This is a genomic window from Leisingera sp. NJS204 (assembly GCF_004123675.1).
GTDB lineage: Bacteria > Pseudomonadota > Alphaproteobacteria > Rhodobacterales > Rhodobacteraceae > Leisingera.
The window spans coordinates 1,528,462-1,543,715 of sequence record NZ_CP035417.1; the positions used below are offsets into that span (position 1 = coordinate 1,528,462).

Here is a 15,254-nt window from a genome sequence, read left to right on the forward strand (position 1 = left end):
AATCCGGGTGCGGCGATATTCTCCGTGCGGTGCAGGGGGCTGCGGGCTACACCTCGGCCAGCGAATGGTATGAGGAGGGCCGCCAAGTGGCTGACAAGGGGATCAAGACGCAGGACTGGGCGGCGTTCCGGGCAGAGGCGCAGCGGATGCTGGAGGCGGCGCTGGATCAGATGCAGGAAGCTGCGGAGCACCCCTGGCAGCCGGTGCCCGAGGATATTGATGCGCGCTATGCGGTGACAGCGCAGGCGCAGGGGCCGCAGGCGGCAGTGGACCGGATCATCCGCGACGTGCTGCCTTATCACGGCGGCAACACCCATCCGCGGTTCTGGGGCTGGGTGCAGGGGTCGGGACTGGCGTCGGATCTGATCGCTTCGGTCGCGGCGGCGGCGGTCAATGCCAACATGGGCGGGCGCGATCACGGCGCGAACTATATGGAACGCGCGGTGGTGGATTGGACGCGGCGCAAGATGGGGATGCCTGATGGGGCCAGCGGGCTGCTGGTCACGGGCACCTCGCAGGCCACGGTGATAGCCTTTCAGGCCGCACGGCTGCGGGTGATGAAGGACCTGCGCCAGCGTGGTCAGGGTGACGTGCGGCTGACGGCCTATGCGGGCGAGGGCGTGCATAATGCAACGCTGAAGGCGGTGGAGCTTTTGGGCATCGGCTCGGACAATCTGCGCAAGGTGCCTTTGGCTGGCGGGCAGATCGACTGCGCGGCTTTGGCGGCGATGGTGGCGGAAGACAAGGCTGCCGGGGCGCTGCCGTTTCTGGTGGTGGGGACAGCCGGATCGGTGGATCTTGGGCTGTATGATGATTTGAATGCGCTGGCCGATGCGGCGTCCGGACTGGGCCTGTGGCTGCATGTGGACGGGGCTTTCGGCGCCTGGACACGGATCGCGGCTGAGCCTTGGCGGTCTTTGTCCGACGGGATCGGACGGGCCGACAGTATTGCGCTGGATTTCCACAAGTGGATGTATGTGGGTTATGACTGCGGCATGGCGCTGCTGCGTAACGAAGACGAGCACCGGGCGGCGTTTTCGGCGCGGCCATCCTATCTGGAGGGGGCCGAGCGCGGGCTGGCGGGCGGCGAGCCGTGGTTCTGTGATTACGGCATCGATCTGAGCCGCGGCAACCGGGCGCTGAAGGTCTGGACCGCGCTGGAGACCTATGGCGAGGCAGCGTTCTGCGAGGCGATTACAGGGAACTGCGAGCTGGCGGCATATATGGCGGCGCAAGTTGAGGCGCAGCCCGATATGGCGCTGGGCGCGCCGGTGGTGTCGAATGTCTGCGTGTTCACTGCCCGCAGCGATCTGCCGCCGGAGGCGCAGTCAGAAGTGAATGCGCGGGTTGCCCAGACCCTGCAGGAAAGCGGCGAGGCGGTGTTTTCCACCACCCGTTCGCAAGGCCGGGTGATGCTGCGCGCGGCGATTACCAACCACCGCAGCCGCGAGGCGGATGTGCGGGCGGCAATTGCGGCAGTGGCGCGGGAGGCTGCCGGTTAACTCGGCGGATCGGGCGGCAATCGGCGGGTTTTTGCGGTTTCGGGTTGCGAGAAGGGGCGTTGCCCCTCGGCCTTCCGGCCTCACCCCAGGGTATTTCCGGCCAGAAAGAAGCGGGCGGGCTGAAGCCTGCCGGTGCGGTGCGCGGCTGTTGCGGGAGTGCGGATTGGGGCGTAAAGCTGTGGCTATGAAACGTTTTGTTCCTTTGCTTTCGTTTGCGCTTCTGGTGCCGCAGGGCGCCGGATCGCATCCGCATATTTTTGTCGATACCGCGCTGAAGGTGATTGTTTCGGATGCCGGGCAGTTGCAGGCCGTGGAGATCACCTGGGCCTATGACGAGTTCTATTCACTGCTGATTTTCGAGGACCGGGGGCTGGACGGCGATTATGATGGCGCGCTGACAGCCGCGGAACTGGCCGGGCTGCAGGGGTTCGACATGGTTTGGACCGAGGGGTTTCAGGGCGACACCTATCTGACCCGGGATGGTGCTGCGCTGGCGCTGGGAGCGCCGGAGCATCTGTCCACCGAGGTCGCCGAGGGGCGCATCACCACCCGCCACCGGCGCGTTCTGGCGCAGCCGCAGGCCGCGGACGGGGTGATGATCAAGGCCTATGATCCGACGTATTACACGGCCTATACCCTGACCGGCGGGCTGAAGGTTTCAGGCGGCTGCCAAGGCCATGTCACCCCGCCGGATCTGGACGCGGCCTATACCAAAGTTGAAGAGCTGCTCTATGCGATGCCCGCGGATCAGGCAGAGGCGGGGTATCCTGAGGTAGGGGCAGCATTTGCGGATACCGTGCAGTTGAGCTGCGGGGCGTAAGGTGCGGGCTTTTCTCGCAGTTTCAGTGCTGGCTGTTGCGGTTTCCGCCGCCTGGCTGTGGGGCTTCGGCGGCGCCGGCGTTGTGGCCGCCTGGGCGGGCGAAGGCCAGCGCGAGGCGCAGACTGCTATGGCGCGGGGGCTGCGGGCCTTGCGGGCCGGTGAACCCGGAGCGCTGACGGCGCTGCTTGGATTGTGTTTTGCCTACGGGTTCTTTCATGCCGCCGGGCCGGGGCATGGCAAGCTGGTGATCGGCGGCTATGGCATGGGCAAGCCGGTGCCGCTGGCGCGGCTGGCCGGGCTGGCTGTGGCGTCTTCGCTGGCGCAGGCGGCCACTGCGGTGCTGCTGGTGGCGGGCGGGCTGCTGCTGCTGGACTGGGGGCGGGAGCAGCTGACCCGTGCGGCCGAGGATGTGCTGGCGCCGCTGTCCTACGGGCTGATTGCGCTGGTGGGGCTGTGGCTGCTGCAGCGCGGGGCGCGGCGGCTGCTGGCCAGCCGGGGTGGCGGGCCGGAAGGGCAACACCCGCATCACCACCATCCTGAACAGGGAGACGCCTGTGCCGCCTGCGGGCACCGGCACGGGCCCACCGCGGAGGAAGCGGCCAGTGTCGCCTCGCTGCGCGACGCGCTGGCAATCATCGGCGCGGTGGCACTGCGGCCCTGCACGGGGGCGGTGTTTCTGTTGCTTTTGACCTGGCGCATGGGGGTGCTGTGGGCCGGGGTTGCCGGCGCCTTTGCCATGGGGCTTGGCACTGCGGCGGTGACTGTGGCGGTGGCGGCGGCGGCGGTCACCCTGCGCAAGGGCGCGCTGGCGCAGCTGCAAGGGACGGGCGCGCTGCGGGCAGCGGCAGTGCTGGAGATCGCCGCAGGCGCAGTGGTGGCGGTGCTGGCGGTCCAGATCATGCTGCGGGCATTGTAAAGGATCACGCGGTCAGGGCGCTGTCCAGCAGGGCAAACATCGGCTCCTGGATGAGATAGGCTGACATCAGGGCTTGCATCGGGGCGGCTTGTTCACGCGCAGTCATCCCGTGCCAGAAGGTCAGGGACTTGCGCTGCAGCAGGTGCCCGTGCGGGTGCGCTTTGCCATAGGGGGCGGGCACGCGTTTCAGTTCCGGGTCTTTGACGGCGAAGCCCTTGAGCGCCAGGATGTCTGTCAGTGCGGCGACCTCGTCGCCAAAGGCGCCGTCGAAGGCCGCCCGCCAGCGCGGCAGCTGCGGCTTGCTGAAACCCATGATGCCGCCGCCTGCGGTGCAATAATCCGGGGCCAGCCCGAAAAACAGCGCACAGCCGCTGCTGTTCAGCGTCCACATCAGGTGCAGATGGGTGGTGTAGGGGGTCTTGTCCTTGGAAAACCGCACGTCGCGCTGCGGGCGGAACAATTTGCCCGTGACATCGGCACCGCTGCGCAGGCTGATCGCTTGGGAAACTTCGTCCAGCAGCCGCAGCGCGGGAGACTTCAGCTGGACCTCATACTTGTCCTTATGCGCGGTGAACCAGTCCCGGCTGTTGTTCTGCGAAAGCGCCGCCAGAAAGGCGCGGGCATCGGGGATCAGCTGGGCAAAGGCGTTGGTCATCGGGAATGGCTCCTGGGCGGCAGGCGGGAAATCCTCCTGTGCAGGATATCACCATAGACCTGTGCAGGGGCAAGGAAACTCCGCTCTTGCCGGGAATGACTGTCCCGCCTAAGGCTGGCTGTATGAGCACATTCGCACCCAAACACACCGAGATGTCCCTGCGCGGCCATACCAGGGCGATAGCCATCCTTGGGCTGCCGCTGATCGGCGGCCATGTGGCGCAATTTGCAATCGGCCTGACCGATACCGTGATGCTGGGCTGGTACGGGGTGGAGGCGCTGGCGGCGGTGACGCTGGGGGCAACCTATTTCTTTTCCATCTTCCTTTTAGGGTCCGGCTTTGCCTTTGCGGTAATGCCGATGGTGGCGGCGGCAGCCGGTGCCGGGGAAGAGCGGCAGATCCGGCGCAGCACCCGGATGGGGCTATGGCTGTCGCTGCTGTATGGTGCGCTGGCGATGCCCTTGCTGTGGTGGTCGGAGCCTATTCTGCTGATGCTGGGGCAGCAGGCGGATATTGCCCATGCGGCGGCTGAATACCTGCGGATTGCAGGCTGGGCGATCTTTCCGGCGCTTTTGTATATGGTGGCCAAGTCGTATCTGGCGGCGCTGGAGCGGACCCAGATCGTGCTGTGGCTGTCAGTGTTCGGGGCAGTGCTGAACGCGCTGGTGAACTATGCGCTGATCTTTGGCAACTGGGGCGCGCCGGAGCTGGGCATCACCGGGGCGGCGATTGCGTCGCTGGTGACAAACGGGGTGTCCTTTGTGCTGGTGCTGGCCTATGCGCTGAAGGTGCTGCCGGAGCATGAGCTGCTGAAGAATTTCCAGCGCCCCGACTGGGAGATGCTGGGGCAGGTGTTGCGGATGGGAACGCCGATCGGGCTGACCACCCTGGCTGAGACCAGCCTGTTTGCGGCCTCAGCCATGATGATGGGGTGGCTGGGCACGGTGCCGCTGGCTGCGCACGGGATTGCGATCTCGCTGGCGGGGCTGACGTTCATGGTGCATCTGGGACTGTCCAATGCGGCAACGATCCGGGCAGGCAATGCCTTTGGCCGGGGTGACCGGGACCATATGGCGCGCGGCGGCAAGGTTGTGACAGTGATGTCGCTGGTGGTGTCCGTGGTTGGGATCACTCTGTTTTTGACCCTTCCGGACCCGCTGATGTCGCTGTTCCTGGATCCGGCGGATCCGCAGAAGACGGAGATCCTGCTGATCGGTGCCGGGCTTTTGGCGGCGGCGGCGCTGTTTCAGCTGATGGACGGAATGCAGGCCATTGCGCTGGGGCTTTTGCGCGGAGTGCAGGACACCGGCGTGCCGATGGTGATTGCAGTGCTCAGCTATTGGGCCGTCGGGATTCCTGCGTCTTATGTCTTTGGTTTTATGCTGGAATGGGGCGGCGTTGGTGTCTGGGTGGGGCTGATCGCCGGGCTAACGACCGCCGGCGTCTTCCTGATGGCCCGGTTCTGGCGGCAGTCGATCAAGCTGGTGGGCGCTGCGGCAGTCTGAGCGGGCGGGGTTGACCCATTGCGGGCAACTCGGCAGGCTTCCTGAACAGCTAATTTGCATTCAATAAGAGGCGGTTCCTGATGATGACCGACGACGATACACGCCTGCTGCGCATTGCCTATGAAGAAGCCAGGGCGGGATTTGACGAGGGCGGCTGCCCCATCGGGTCTGTTCTGGCGCGGGAGGGCCAGGTGGTGGCGCAGGGCCGCAACCAGCGGGTGCAGAAGGGCGATCCGATTGCCCACGGCGAGATGGACGCGCTGCGCAAGGCGGGGCGGCAGAGATCCTATCGCGATACGGTGCTTTATACCTCGCTGTCGCCCTGCATGATGTGCAGTGGTACCATTGTGCAGTTCGGCATCCCGCGGGTGGTGATCGGCGACACGCAGAATTTTGGCGGCAACGAGGAATTCCTGCGCTCGCGCGGTGTCGAGGTGCTGATTGCCGAGGATCCGGACTGCATCGCGCTGATGGAGCGGTTCATCCGGGAAAGGCCGGAGCTGTGGGCGGAAGACATCGCTGAGTGACAGCGGCCTGAGGTCTGGCGAAACCATGGCATTTTGCGTCGGGTTTCGGAGGTTTGGCGCCAGGCTTTTGCAGTAGGGTCTGCGCAGATTTGCAATATTTGCGCGCGCCGTTCGGACGGTGCGCGGCAGCAGGAGGATCCCCCATGTCCAAACCCGTCGTTCTGATCACCTCGGCCTCCGGCCGCATCGGCCGCGAACTGGTCGCACGCCTGGCAGAGGCCGGCGAATTCACCGTGCGCGCCTGCTACTTCAGCGAAGCCAAGGCAGACCAGCTGACCGCGCTGGGCGCCGATGAGGTGGTGAAGTTCGACCTGTCGGAACCGGCCACCTGGGACGCGGCGCTGGACGGTGTTTCGGCGGTCTATTCCGCCTCTCTGGACCCGATGCTGGAGGGGCATCTGAACTTTGCCAAGGCACTGGGCGGCCGCAAGGACCAGATCAAACATGTGGTGCGCATAAGCTGCATGGGCGCCGATACCAACACCGCCGATTATGATGCGGATACCCATGCCTCGCGCGCAGGGGCGGGTATTCCGCTGATGCTGCAGCATTACTGGTGGGGCGAAAAGGCGCTGATTGACGCGGGTCTGAACGTGACCGCGCTGCGCAACAACTTTTTCATGAATCACCTGCTGAAGACCGATTGCGACACCATCGGAGCCGAAGGCTGGTTCTCCAACCCGCTGGGGGATATGCGAAATTCCTTTGTCGCTACCCGCGACATCGCCGAGGCAGCGGCGGTGGTGCTGGCGGAAGGCCCCGCGCGGCATGGCAACAAATTCTATGACATCACCGGCCCGGCGCCGCAGTCGATGGCGGAAATCGCCGCTGATCTGGGCCGCGCGATGGGCAAGGAAATCGCGTACCGCGCCCAGTCGATGGAGCAGTTCGAGGCCGATTTCGGCAGCACCCGCGCCGAGTTCTTTGAGTATCTGACCAACGGCTTCTACACCCGCTGCAGCCCGGATTTCTATAACATCACCGGGCACAAGCCGACCTCTTATTATGACTATTTGACCACCAAGGGCGCCAGCGGTGAAACGGGCCTTGAGGAGCTGTGGCAGGGCAACCTGTGGAAGAAAGGCGTTGATGCAATGAAAGACGCCGCCGCCGCCACGGCGTCCTGAGCCGCAACGGGCCGCGTGTCAGTCGGAAAGAAAAAAGGGCTTCGCGCGGGCAGCGCGAAGCCCTTGGCTTGTCCTGCGTGGGGGGATTCGGCGGACAAGCAATCAGCGCCTTAGCGCGGCCGTCTCTAGTGGCTGATGTCAGACAGCAGATCCGGGTTCATCACCAGATTGCGCACACCGTGGGCGTGATCCTCCATAAAGACATTGCCTTCCAGCCATTTGGCGACGGAATGAATGTTCACCTTGGCGACCTTGGGGCGCACGCTCCAGGAGACCTGGAAGGGGGAACCGTTCTCGTTATAGCCGGGGCCGGTGGTGGAGCCGGCATATTGCACCGGGGTGCCGGTATCGCTGGGAATATTGCTGGCCTGATGCAGCCCGTTTGCCTTGCCAATCCAGGCCAGCGTGTTGAAGTCGAGCGCATTTTCGTCGTTCACCAGCACAAAAACCTGTGCCTCGACCCGCAGCTGCGGGTTCTTGATCGCGTCGCTGAGACAGGACCCAAGGGTCGGGCCGGGCTGCACCTGGGCGGTGGAGTGGACGTAATGCACCTCGATCGTGTCGCCGGGCTGCAGGTCGCCGTGCGCGGTGGCACCGACGGGGTGATCCAGCGGCGCCAGTTCAGCGGCGGTCAGCGTGCCGTCGTATTTGTAGCCGGTGCCATAGCCGTGGCCGTCGCCATTGCCGGCGAAAGTTGTGAAGTCACCGCCGCGGTGTTCGGCGTTTTCGTGAAAGTGGATGTTGCACAGGTTCATTTCCGCATAATCCGGCGCCGCCTGGAAACTGCGCGTGTTGCTGCCAGCGGCGGCGTCTATGTCGCGCGGCGACTGGGGGCCGAAACCGGCGCCCTTGGTCTTGGCCGCGAGGGCTGCGCGCTGTTCGGCAATCACACTGTCCGCAACGGCGCCTGCGCCGGCGGCATGGGCTGCGGTCCCGGCGAGCAGTGTTGAAACAGTGGCGGCGGCCAGGGACAGAATAGGTTTTTGCATGACGATTCCTGTTGTAACTGAGAACTTAAGCGGGACGTACCGGTGCACCGCGTTTTTTCGGCTGCGGGGCTGTCCAGGCGATAACAATCCTGAAGTGATACTTTGATTGTGTAAATGCAAAATTAATCCCCTAAGGGTTGATCTGCATCCGCTGAAGCGGTGTGGTACACTTGGCAGGATCATCGCACCGGCAGTCAGGAGGCACCTGCAATGGCAAATTCCGTTCCCGCTTTTGTTTTTCCGGCGTCTCTTTGGGGCGTTTTGCTGGCCTGCCTGGTTTTGATCGCCCTGGCTGCGGGCGCCGCGGCAGAGACTGAGCGGCCCCGGAACGGGCTGATGTGGAACAAAACCGGACTGCCGGCCGTGTTTCCACTGCAGGTGAAAAGCCCGCCGGGAGCGGATTATTATCTGGTGCTAAGCAGCGAAGACAGCGGCGAGGAGGCGCTGGCAGCCTATTTCAAGGGCGGTGCGTTCTTCAAAGTGCTGGTGCCGCCGGGCCGTTACCTGCTGCATTTTGCCAGCGGATCAGGCTGGCAGGGCGAGGGGCGGCTTTTCGGACCCGGAACGCGGATCTTCAAGCTGCCGGAGGTGCTGGAATTTGCCATCCGCGGGGCAGGGATCAAGGGCGGTCACAAGATCACCCTGACGCGGAGCGGCGCCTATCTGGAGGCCACGGTCAAGGAGCAGTATATCTGTCAGGTTGCCAGTTTGGACGGGCCGGCGCCGGTGTCCCGCCCGCAGCAGGACAGCCGGCAGCTGTTCCGCCTGGGTGGTGACCGCCATGAAAGATGGAGCCTGCATCTGCAGTTGCGGCTGGGGCTGCGCGCGCCTGAGGCCGGAACGGCAGAACAGTTGTGGCAGCGCAGAAGGTTTGTGCTGGGCAACCCGCTGTTGCCCAGGCGCCAGGCAGGCCTGCAAGACCCGGCCCCCGGGCGGGCGGAGACCCGGTTCCGGTCTTATTCAGTGCGGTCGCTGTACTGCGGCTGAAGCATCCGGGCGGGAGGGAGGTCAGTCCCCGCTTCGGTCCTTCATCAGCCGGTCGGCCTTTTTGCGTACCAGCACGCCGCGCAGGTCGTGCATGGCCAGCAGCAAAGCGTCGGTGACGTCTTCCAGCTGCGCATCCGTAGCCCGGCTGTTGGCCCAATGAGCGGTAAGGTTCAGGTGATCGATGGCGCGGTGGATATCGTCGGTATCGCGGGCGGCAATGGTGGCGGCGCGGTCTTCCATCCAGGATTTGATCTCGGCGATGTCCTGTTCGGACAATTCGCGCTGGCCATGCGGTTTGATCTCGCCGTTGCGGATGTTCACAACGGCGATCTGGTCCATTTCGATCCGCCGCTGGCGGTTCTCGGTGTCCACGCGAAAGACAAAAGCGCCGTTTTCACGGACGCGGAAGTAATAGTCCGGCAGATCGGCGCTCATGTCTTGTTCTCCTGTTTACGTCAGCGAGGCGCAGAAGGCCTGGACGCGGCTGCAGGCCGTCTCCAGCGCTGCGTCGGATGTAGCGTAGCTGACGCGGAAGTTCGGCGACAGCCCGAAGGCGGCACCGAATACCACCGCGACGTCGGCCTCTTCCAGCAGGGCAGTGGCGAAATCCTCGTCTGTTTCGATTACCTTGCCTGCGGGCGTGGTTTTGCCGATCAGCCCGGCAATCGACGGGTAGACGTAAAAGGCGCCTTCCGGCGTCGGGCAGGAGATGCCGTCGATTTCGTTCAGCATCCGCACCACCAGGTCGCGGCGGCGGACGAATGTCTCGTTGTTGGGGGCCAGAAAGTCCTGGGTGCCGTTCAGTGCCTCGACCGCGGCCCATTGGCTGACCGAGCAAGGATTGGAGGTGGATTGTGATTGCACCTTGCGCATGGCGGCGATCAGTTTTTCCGGGCCTGCTGCATAGCCGATGCGCCAGCCGGTCATCGCATAAGCCTTGGAGACGCCGTTGCAGGTGAGGGTGCGACTGTACAGCGCCGGCTCCACCTGGGCGGGCGTGCAGAATTCGAACCCGTCATAGGCCAGGTGTTCGTACATGTCGTCGGTCATCACCCAGACATGCGGGTGGCGCATCAGCACATCCGTCAGCGCCTTCAACTCGTCCCGGCTGTAGCCCGCACCGGTGGGGTTGGAGGGGGAGTTGAAGATGAACCATTTGGTGTTCGGGGTGATCGCGGCCTCCAGCTGATCGGCGGTCAGCTTGAAATTGGTCTGGATCGAGGTCTCGGCAATCACCGGCGTGCCGCCGGCCAGCAGCACCATATCCGGGTAGCTGACCCAATAGGGGGCAGGGATCACAACCTCGTCGCCCGCATTCAGGGTCGCCATCAGCGCATTATACAGCGTCTGTTTGCCGCCGGTTCCGACCGACACCTGCGCGGGTGTGTAGTCCAGCCCGTGGTCGCGCTTCATCTTGGCGCAGACCGCCTGCTTCAGCTCGGGGATACCGTCGGGGGCGGTGTATTTGGTCTTGCCCGCGGCAATGGCGGCGACCGCTGCGTCCTTGATGTTCTGCGGCGTGTCAAAGTCCGGCTCGCCGGCGCTGAGGCCGATGACGTCGCGTCCCGCGGTCCGCAGCTCGGCGGCTTTTGCGGTCATTGCAATGGTCGGTGACGGTTTGACGCGGGATAAGGTCTCGGACAGGAAAGACATGGGCTATGGCCTTGGTTTGTATGTTTCGCATAACTGTCATAGGGTGCGGCTAGATGGCGATCAAGCCGCGTCGAAACTGGATTTAGGAGAACTGGCAATGACGGAGCAGAACACAGACTGGTACGGTCCGGATGCAGCAACTTTCGGCGACCGCGTGGCGGCCGCACGGGAAGCTGCCGGGATGACCCAGGGCCAGCTGGCGCGCCGGCTTGGCATCAAGAAATCCACTCTCAGCGCTTGGGAGCGGGATCTGGCAGAACCGCGTGCCAACAAGCTGACCATGCTGGCGGGTGTGTTGAACGTCTCCATGTCGTGGCTGCTTACCGGCGAAGGCGAAGGCATGTCGGAACCGGCGCCGCTGGAGCTGGACGCTGGTGATTTCGCAAGCGTTCTGAGCGAATTGCGCGATCTGCGCAGCGAGATGCGCCAGAATGCAGATCGCGCGGCGCGTTTGGAGAAAAAACTGCGGACCCTGCTGCAAGTCAATGAAAGCCAGGCAACTGAAGCTGCCTGAGACCGGGATGCAGGAAGACCGTGCCACCCGTCTGAAGCGGCTGCAGATGCGTTCAATGCGCCGGGGTATCAAGGAAATGGATATCCTTCTGTCAGCTTTTGCAGCCGCGAATCTTGAGCAGATGAACGAGGCGCAGCTGGATCTTTATGATCAGCTGCTGCTTGAGAATGATCAGGATCTGTATCAATGGGTCACCGGTCAGGCGGCACCGCAAGAGCGGTTCCGCACCCTGGTTGCCGATATATCGCAAACGTACCAAAAATAATAAAATACCGGCTTAACTGATTTTTGGGGAATTGTTGGCATCTTGTCTCAAGAGCAAATTCGAGTCGGAGATGCGAATGAGTATGGAAATGCCAATCGGCCAGACGGACCGCAAAGGGTTCATGACTGGCTACCTGGAGGCGCTGGGTCTGCTTGAGCGCCTTCATCGTCTGCTGCTGGACGTCATCAAAGATGAGTTCGAACGCGTCGGCGTGCTGGAGATCAACGCGGTGCAGGCGCTGCTGCTGTTCAACATCGGCGACAATGAAGTGACCGCCGGGGAATTGAAGACCCGCGGCTACTATCAGGGCAGCAATGTCAGCTATAACCTGAAGAAGCTGGTCGAGATGGGCTATATGCACCATCAGCGCTGCGAGATCGACCGCCGGTCGGTGCGTGTCCGCCTGACCCCGCGGGGCCGGGAAATCCGCGATATCGTCTCAGCGCTGTTCTCGCGCCATGCGGAAGGCCTGGAGAACAAGGATGTGATCTCCTCCCAAGGGATCGATGATATCTCCACCGCGCTGAAGCGGATGGAGCGGTATTGGTCTGACCAGATCCGTTACATTTACTAAGCCGCCGGTTGGGGTGTGAAATCCCAGCGGGCAACGGGCCGCAAAAGCCGGGAAAACACCGGCGGGCCGCTGACAGGGCATGAGGGGAAACCGTGCTCTGGACGTATTGAAGGGCAAAGCGCCAGGATCCGCATGAAGGTCCATGGCAGACGGCTGCAGAAGCGGCCGCCCTTGTTACCGGGTTTGAGGGTTGCAGGAAACCAATAGGCGGATGCAGATGCCGCATGGAGCGGGCAGCACCAAGGCGGTGCTGCGCCGGGTTTTTTGCGTTGCGGAACGGGGTGTTGCTCTACCACTTGCCGGTGTTTTCCATGCTGGCCCAGGGTTCTGCCGGTGCCAGCGGCTCACCGTTTTGCAGCAGTTCTATTGACACATTGTCGGGGGAGCGGACAAAGGCCATATGCCCGTCGCGGGGCGGGCGGTTGATGGTGACGCCATTGTCCATCAGGTGCTGGCAGGCGGCATAGATATCATCAACACCATAGGCGAGATGCCCGAAATGACGGCTGTCATCAGGCAGCGCATCATCGCCGTCCCAGTTCCAGGTCAGTTCCAGCGGCGCCTCCTCCTGGTCCGGCGGGGCCATGAAGACCAGGGTGAACCGGCCCTGCTCATTCTCCCAGCGGCGCGTCTCACGCAGGCCCAGAAGAGTGTAAAATGCCATGGATTTTTTCAGATCTTTCACTCGGACCATGGTGTGCAGATATGTGAGGGGCATCGGCGGACTTTCCTGTCTATGTTTGGGGGATTTTACCGGGGCGGTGCGCAATGGCCAGCGAAAGCGCCAAGGTTCTCTCAGAATTTTGATTCAATGCCCAGAGAGACAGAGAATTCCGAGCTTTCAAAGCGGCTATGGTTCGAGAATTTTTTTCCGGCACGCAATCGCAGCATCGGCGCAAAACCGGCATAGTCATAGTCTTCAAAGAATAGGTTCAAATCGGCGTAAGCGGAATGGTCCTGCCGTCCGCCAGGAATCGGAACCCAGTCTGTTCCATTGTTGAAGATGTAGGTGGGGTAGTCGGCGGCCCCTAGGATCAACCCGGTGCTGACCTTGACCGGCCCTGCTTTCTGACCAAAGGTATAGCCGACCCTGAGTGTTGCTGATTTCGTGGTGGAGCTGTCGCTTTCCGCTTGGGTATCGCGAAGGCCAAGTGTGACGCTCAGGTTGTCACCATTGGCCAGTTTCCGGGAGAGCGAGGCGCCTAAGCCAAACACATCCGCATCCAAAGAAGCATACCGAGGATTCAGGCGGTGTTCGGCGCTTCCATCAAGAGTGAAGCGCATCTGAGGTGATAGCGCCCAACTGCGTGCAGCGGTCACCTTTGCCAGATCATAGTTCCGTTCCCCGCCATACCAGGAAGTTGCACTGGTTACGGAGATCCGGGCGCTGCCACCTTTCTTCCTGGGACCAGCGGTAAAGGCATGGCTTAAGGTGATTTCACCATAAGTAGAGCCGAATTCGGAGTTGCGCGGCACCGTTGTACCAGTTTGCCCGGCCAATTCAGCGGCCTTTGCCTTGGCGCTGGAGGACAGAGCCACACGCTGAATGTAAAGACGGCCGCTTAAGGAGGTCAGGCTTGTTTCGTTTTGCCTCAAGCGGCGGCTGATGCCTGCGTCCAGCGTGCCGGTAATACCTGATAACGCAACGGCTCTTGGCCCAAGCCTGTTGACATGGGAGGAGAGACCGTCAATTTCCTGCGTGGCTGCATCCGAACCGCCGTTGACATTATTTGATGGCTTCACCCCGCCGCTTAGCCGGAAGGACCACGGATTTATGCGCCGTAGGGTTTTGTAATCCTTGGCGATCAGGGTCTCGGCCTTGTCATCGGGGGCGAATACGGCAGTGCGGCGCAGCCAGTATTGCGACAGAGTCGGGCTGCCGCTCTGAAAAGCCAGGCGGGAAGCAAGCTGCGCCATCTGGTACTTCGCAGCGCCGTCCGGTGCAAAGCGGAAGGCGCGTGCGGCGGATTTCCGGCCTTCGCCGGGGTGGCCGATTTTGGCATGGGCGGCTGCCTGCAGGTGCCAGGCGGCATGGTTTTTGCGGTCGGCCTGCAGCAAGGCGCTGGCGATCCGCAAAGCCAGCCGGGGGTTGCCGGAGTTCAGCGCATGCGCGCCTAAGGCGTGCCCTTGCTGGACCGACAGATGCATCTGCGGCGCTGGTGCTTCTTGCGCATGGGGCTGGGCCGTTGCCAGGGCCAGCCCAAAGAGAGCCGCGGTGGCCTTGCGCATGGTTTAAGGGTCGGGCTGGTTGCAGACCGGGTCGGGACTGGCACCATCGCAAGAGCCGAGTACAAAGACCCCGTACTCCTCGATTGGGGGAGTATTCCCCGCGAAGGCTTCAATATGGCTTGTCGCGTGGACCGAGCCTGCCACTGTTGCGGCATCCGTACCCGAAAAGACGCCGCCGTATTCGCCGACACTTGTGCCTCCAGCATTGACAGCGCCTGTAAACGAGCCGTCTGACGATATCGCCGTGTTCATGAGGGTCAGATCCTCGACGGCTGTTGCAGGCAGGTCGGTGATCCGGCGGTTGTAGATCCGGCCTTTGACTTCACTGTCTTGTGTGAAGTCGGCATTGATGAAGACATCACCGGTAACTTCTGCGGATTGGCCGGGGAGAATTGAAGGGTCGGTGCCGGGAGCGGGGGTAAGCAAGTCGCCGCCGTCGCCGTCAATGTTCAACAGACCCACATAGGTGCCGGCATAGCTGACGATACCGCCGGCCCCCGCATCCGTATCGGGGGCGGTAAAGCTGCCGGTGCGCCCGTAGGTCGTGCCGCCCTGGTAAGTGCCGAACTGCCCGCCTGTCACAACGACAGCAGCGTAACCGCCTTCGGTTTGACGCACATAGGCAGTCGAGTGCTCGGTCAGTGCGTTGTCTTGAACGGCATAGGCCTCATAGCCATTGCGGTCCAAAGCGGGCTTGCGGATATAAGTCGCGGTAAAGGGCGTTTCATCCAAGCCGACACCAGTAACAGTCAGTGTTTGGTTGCCTGGGTCATAATCGACGCTCTCAAGGTCATTTGCCAGAGCTTCGGGGATGGTGGTGGTCGGATCATCTGTGGGGTCATCCGTCGTTGTGGTAAACGGATTGCCCCCGCCGCATGCGGACAGCACGGACGCTGCCGCGAGCCCTAGCCAATAGCGCCTCATCTGTCTCTACCTCAATTTGTTTTATCGTTTTGCGCCACCTTCGGTCCAGGCTGGCCTGTTGTCAATT

At 62.7% G+C, this 15,254-nt stretch carries 17 protein-coding genes; 10 read left to right on the forward strand and 7 right to left on the reverse strand.

Translation table 11 applies throughout. From position 1 onward, the window contains the following. The first annotated feature begins 86 nt into the window (after window positions 1-86). The 3 genes from ETW24_RS07495 (at window position 87) to ETW24_RS07505 (ending at window position 3,238) form a co-directional block, all read left to right on the forward strand. A complete protein-coding gene (locus tag ETW24_RS07495; RefSeq protein ID WP_129370450.1) occupies window positions 87-1,502 on the forward strand; it encodes a pyridoxal phosphate-dependent decarboxylase family protein in 1,416 nt (471 codons plus the stop codon). A gap of 184 nt (window positions 1,503-1,686) precedes the next feature. Further along, window positions 1,687-2,322 carry a DUF1007 family protein gene (locus tag ETW24_RS07500; protein WP_129370451.1) on the forward strand — a complete coding sequence of 212 codons (636 nt, stop codon included), beginning with the start codon at window positions 1,687-1,689 and terminating at the stop codon, window positions 2,320-2,322. Window position 2,323: 1 nt separating this feature from the next. Beyond that, a complete protein-coding gene (locus ETW24_RS07505) occupies window positions 2,324-3,238 on the forward strand; it encodes a nickel/cobalt transporter (RefSeq protein WP_129370452.1) in 915 nt (304 codons plus the stop codon). Window positions 3,239-3,242: 4 nt separating this feature from the next. Here the strand turns inward: ETW24_RS07505 and ETW24_RS07510 are convergent, their stop codons facing one another. Further along, a complete protein-coding gene (locus ETW24_RS07510; RefSeq protein WP_129370453.1) occupies window positions 3,243-3,893 on the reverse strand; it encodes a TIGR02453 family protein in 651 nt (216 codons plus the stop codon). Between the two features lie 122 nt (window positions 3,894-4,015). On the opposite strand from ETW24_RS07510, the gene ETW24_RS07515 reads away from it, so the two are divergent. From ETW24_RS07515 to ETW24_RS07525, 3 genes are all read left to right on the forward strand, one after another. After that, entirely contained in the window at window positions 4,016-5,398 is a 1,383-nt protein-coding gene (locus ETW24_RS07515) for an MATE family efflux transporter (protein WP_129370454.1), read from the forward strand. Window positions 5,399-5,478: 80 nt separating this feature from the next. After that, window positions 5,479-5,925: a nucleoside deaminase gene (locus ETW24_RS07520; RefSeq protein ID WP_129370455.1), complete on the forward strand. Its 447-nt coding sequence runs from the start codon at window positions 5,479-5,481 to the stop codon at window positions 5,923-5,925. 143 nt (window positions 5,926-6,068) lie between these two features. Then, the gene (locus ETW24_RS07525) at window positions 6,069-7,052 is read left to right on the forward strand and encodes an SDR family oxidoreductase (protein ID WP_129370456.1); all 984 of its coding nucleotides are present in this window, start codon (window positions 6,069-6,071) and stop codon (window positions 7,050-7,052) included. Between the two features lie 125 nt (window positions 7,053-7,177). Here the strand turns inward: ETW24_RS07525 and ETW24_RS07530 are convergent, their stop codons facing one another. Further along, entirely contained in the window at window positions 7,178-8,041 is an 864-nt protein-coding gene (locus tag ETW24_RS07530; RefSeq protein WP_164982710.1) for a delta-class carbonic anhydrase, read from the reverse strand. Window positions 8,042-8,251: 210 nt separating this feature from the next. Between ETW24_RS07530 and ETW24_RS07535 the strand changes: the two genes are divergently transcribed. Beyond that, the gene (locus tag ETW24_RS07535) at window positions 8,252-9,028 is read left to right on the forward strand and encodes a hypothetical protein (protein WP_129370457.1); all 777 of its coding nucleotides are present in this window, start codon (window positions 8,252-8,254) and stop codon (window positions 9,026-9,028) included. A gap of 21 nt (window positions 9,029-9,049) precedes the next feature. Here the strand turns inward: ETW24_RS07535 and ETW24_RS07540 are convergent, their stop codons facing one another. Both ETW24_RS07540 and ETW24_RS07545 read right to left on the reverse strand, forming a co-directional pair. Then, window positions 9,050-9,463 (reverse strand): hypothetical protein, encoded by a 414-nt coding sequence (locus ETW24_RS07540; protein WP_129370458.1) that lies wholly within the window; start codon window positions 9,461-9,463, stop codon window positions 9,050-9,052. Window positions 9,464-9,478: 15 nt separating this feature from the next. After that, window positions 9,479-10,681 (reverse strand): pyridoxal phosphate-dependent aminotransferase, encoded by a 1,203-nt coding sequence (locus tag ETW24_RS07545; protein WP_129370459.1) that lies wholly within the window; start codon window positions 10,679-10,681, stop codon window positions 9,479-9,481. Window positions 10,682-10,778: 97 nt separating this feature from the next. Here ETW24_RS07545 and ETW24_RS07550 point away from each other — a divergent pair, with 97 nt between their 5' ends. From ETW24_RS07550 to ETW24_RS07560, 3 genes are all read left to right on the forward strand, one after another. Then, a complete protein-coding gene (locus ETW24_RS07550; RefSeq protein ID WP_129370460.1) occupies window positions 10,779-11,195 on the forward strand; it encodes a helix-turn-helix domain-containing protein in 417 nt (138 codons plus the stop codon). Between the two features lie 7 nt (window positions 11,196-11,202). Beyond that, a complete protein-coding gene (locus ETW24_RS07555) occupies window positions 11,203-11,460 on the forward strand; it encodes a succinate dehydrogenase assembly factor 2 (protein ID WP_129372870.1) in 258 nt (85 codons plus the stop codon). 76 nt (window positions 11,461-11,536) lie between these two features. Next, on the forward strand, window positions 11,537-12,034 hold the full coding sequence (locus tag ETW24_RS07560; protein WP_129370461.1) for a MarR family winged helix-turn-helix transcriptional regulator: 498 nt from the start codon (window positions 11,537-11,539) through the stop codon (window positions 12,032-12,034). A 289-nt stretch (window positions 12,035-12,323) separates the two neighbouring features. Here the strand turns inward: ETW24_RS07560 and ETW24_RS07565 are convergent, their stop codons facing one another. The 3 genes from ETW24_RS07565 to ETW24_RS07575 all read right to left on the reverse strand — a co-directional run bounded on the left by ETW24_RS07565 (window position 12,324) and on the right by ETW24_RS07575 (window position 15,187). Then, window positions 12,324-12,752, reverse strand: coding sequence for a VOC family protein (locus ETW24_RS07565; RefSeq protein ID WP_129370462.1), 429 nt, complete (start codon window positions 12,750-12,752; stop codon window positions 12,324-12,326). Window positions 12,753-12,829: 77 nt separating this feature from the next. Next, entirely contained in the window at window positions 12,830-13,951 is a 1,122-nt protein-coding gene (locus ETW24_RS07570; RefSeq protein ID WP_254695724.1) for a surface lipoprotein assembly modifier, read from the reverse strand. Window positions 13,952-14,266: 315 nt separating this feature from the next. Continuing rightward, window positions 14,267-15,187 carry a thymidylate synthase gene (locus ETW24_RS07575; protein WP_129370464.1) on the reverse strand — a complete coding sequence of 307 codons (921 nt, stop codon included), beginning with the start codon at window positions 15,185-15,187 and terminating at the stop codon, window positions 14,267-14,269. Window positions 15,188-15,254: the final 67 nt, after the last annotated feature.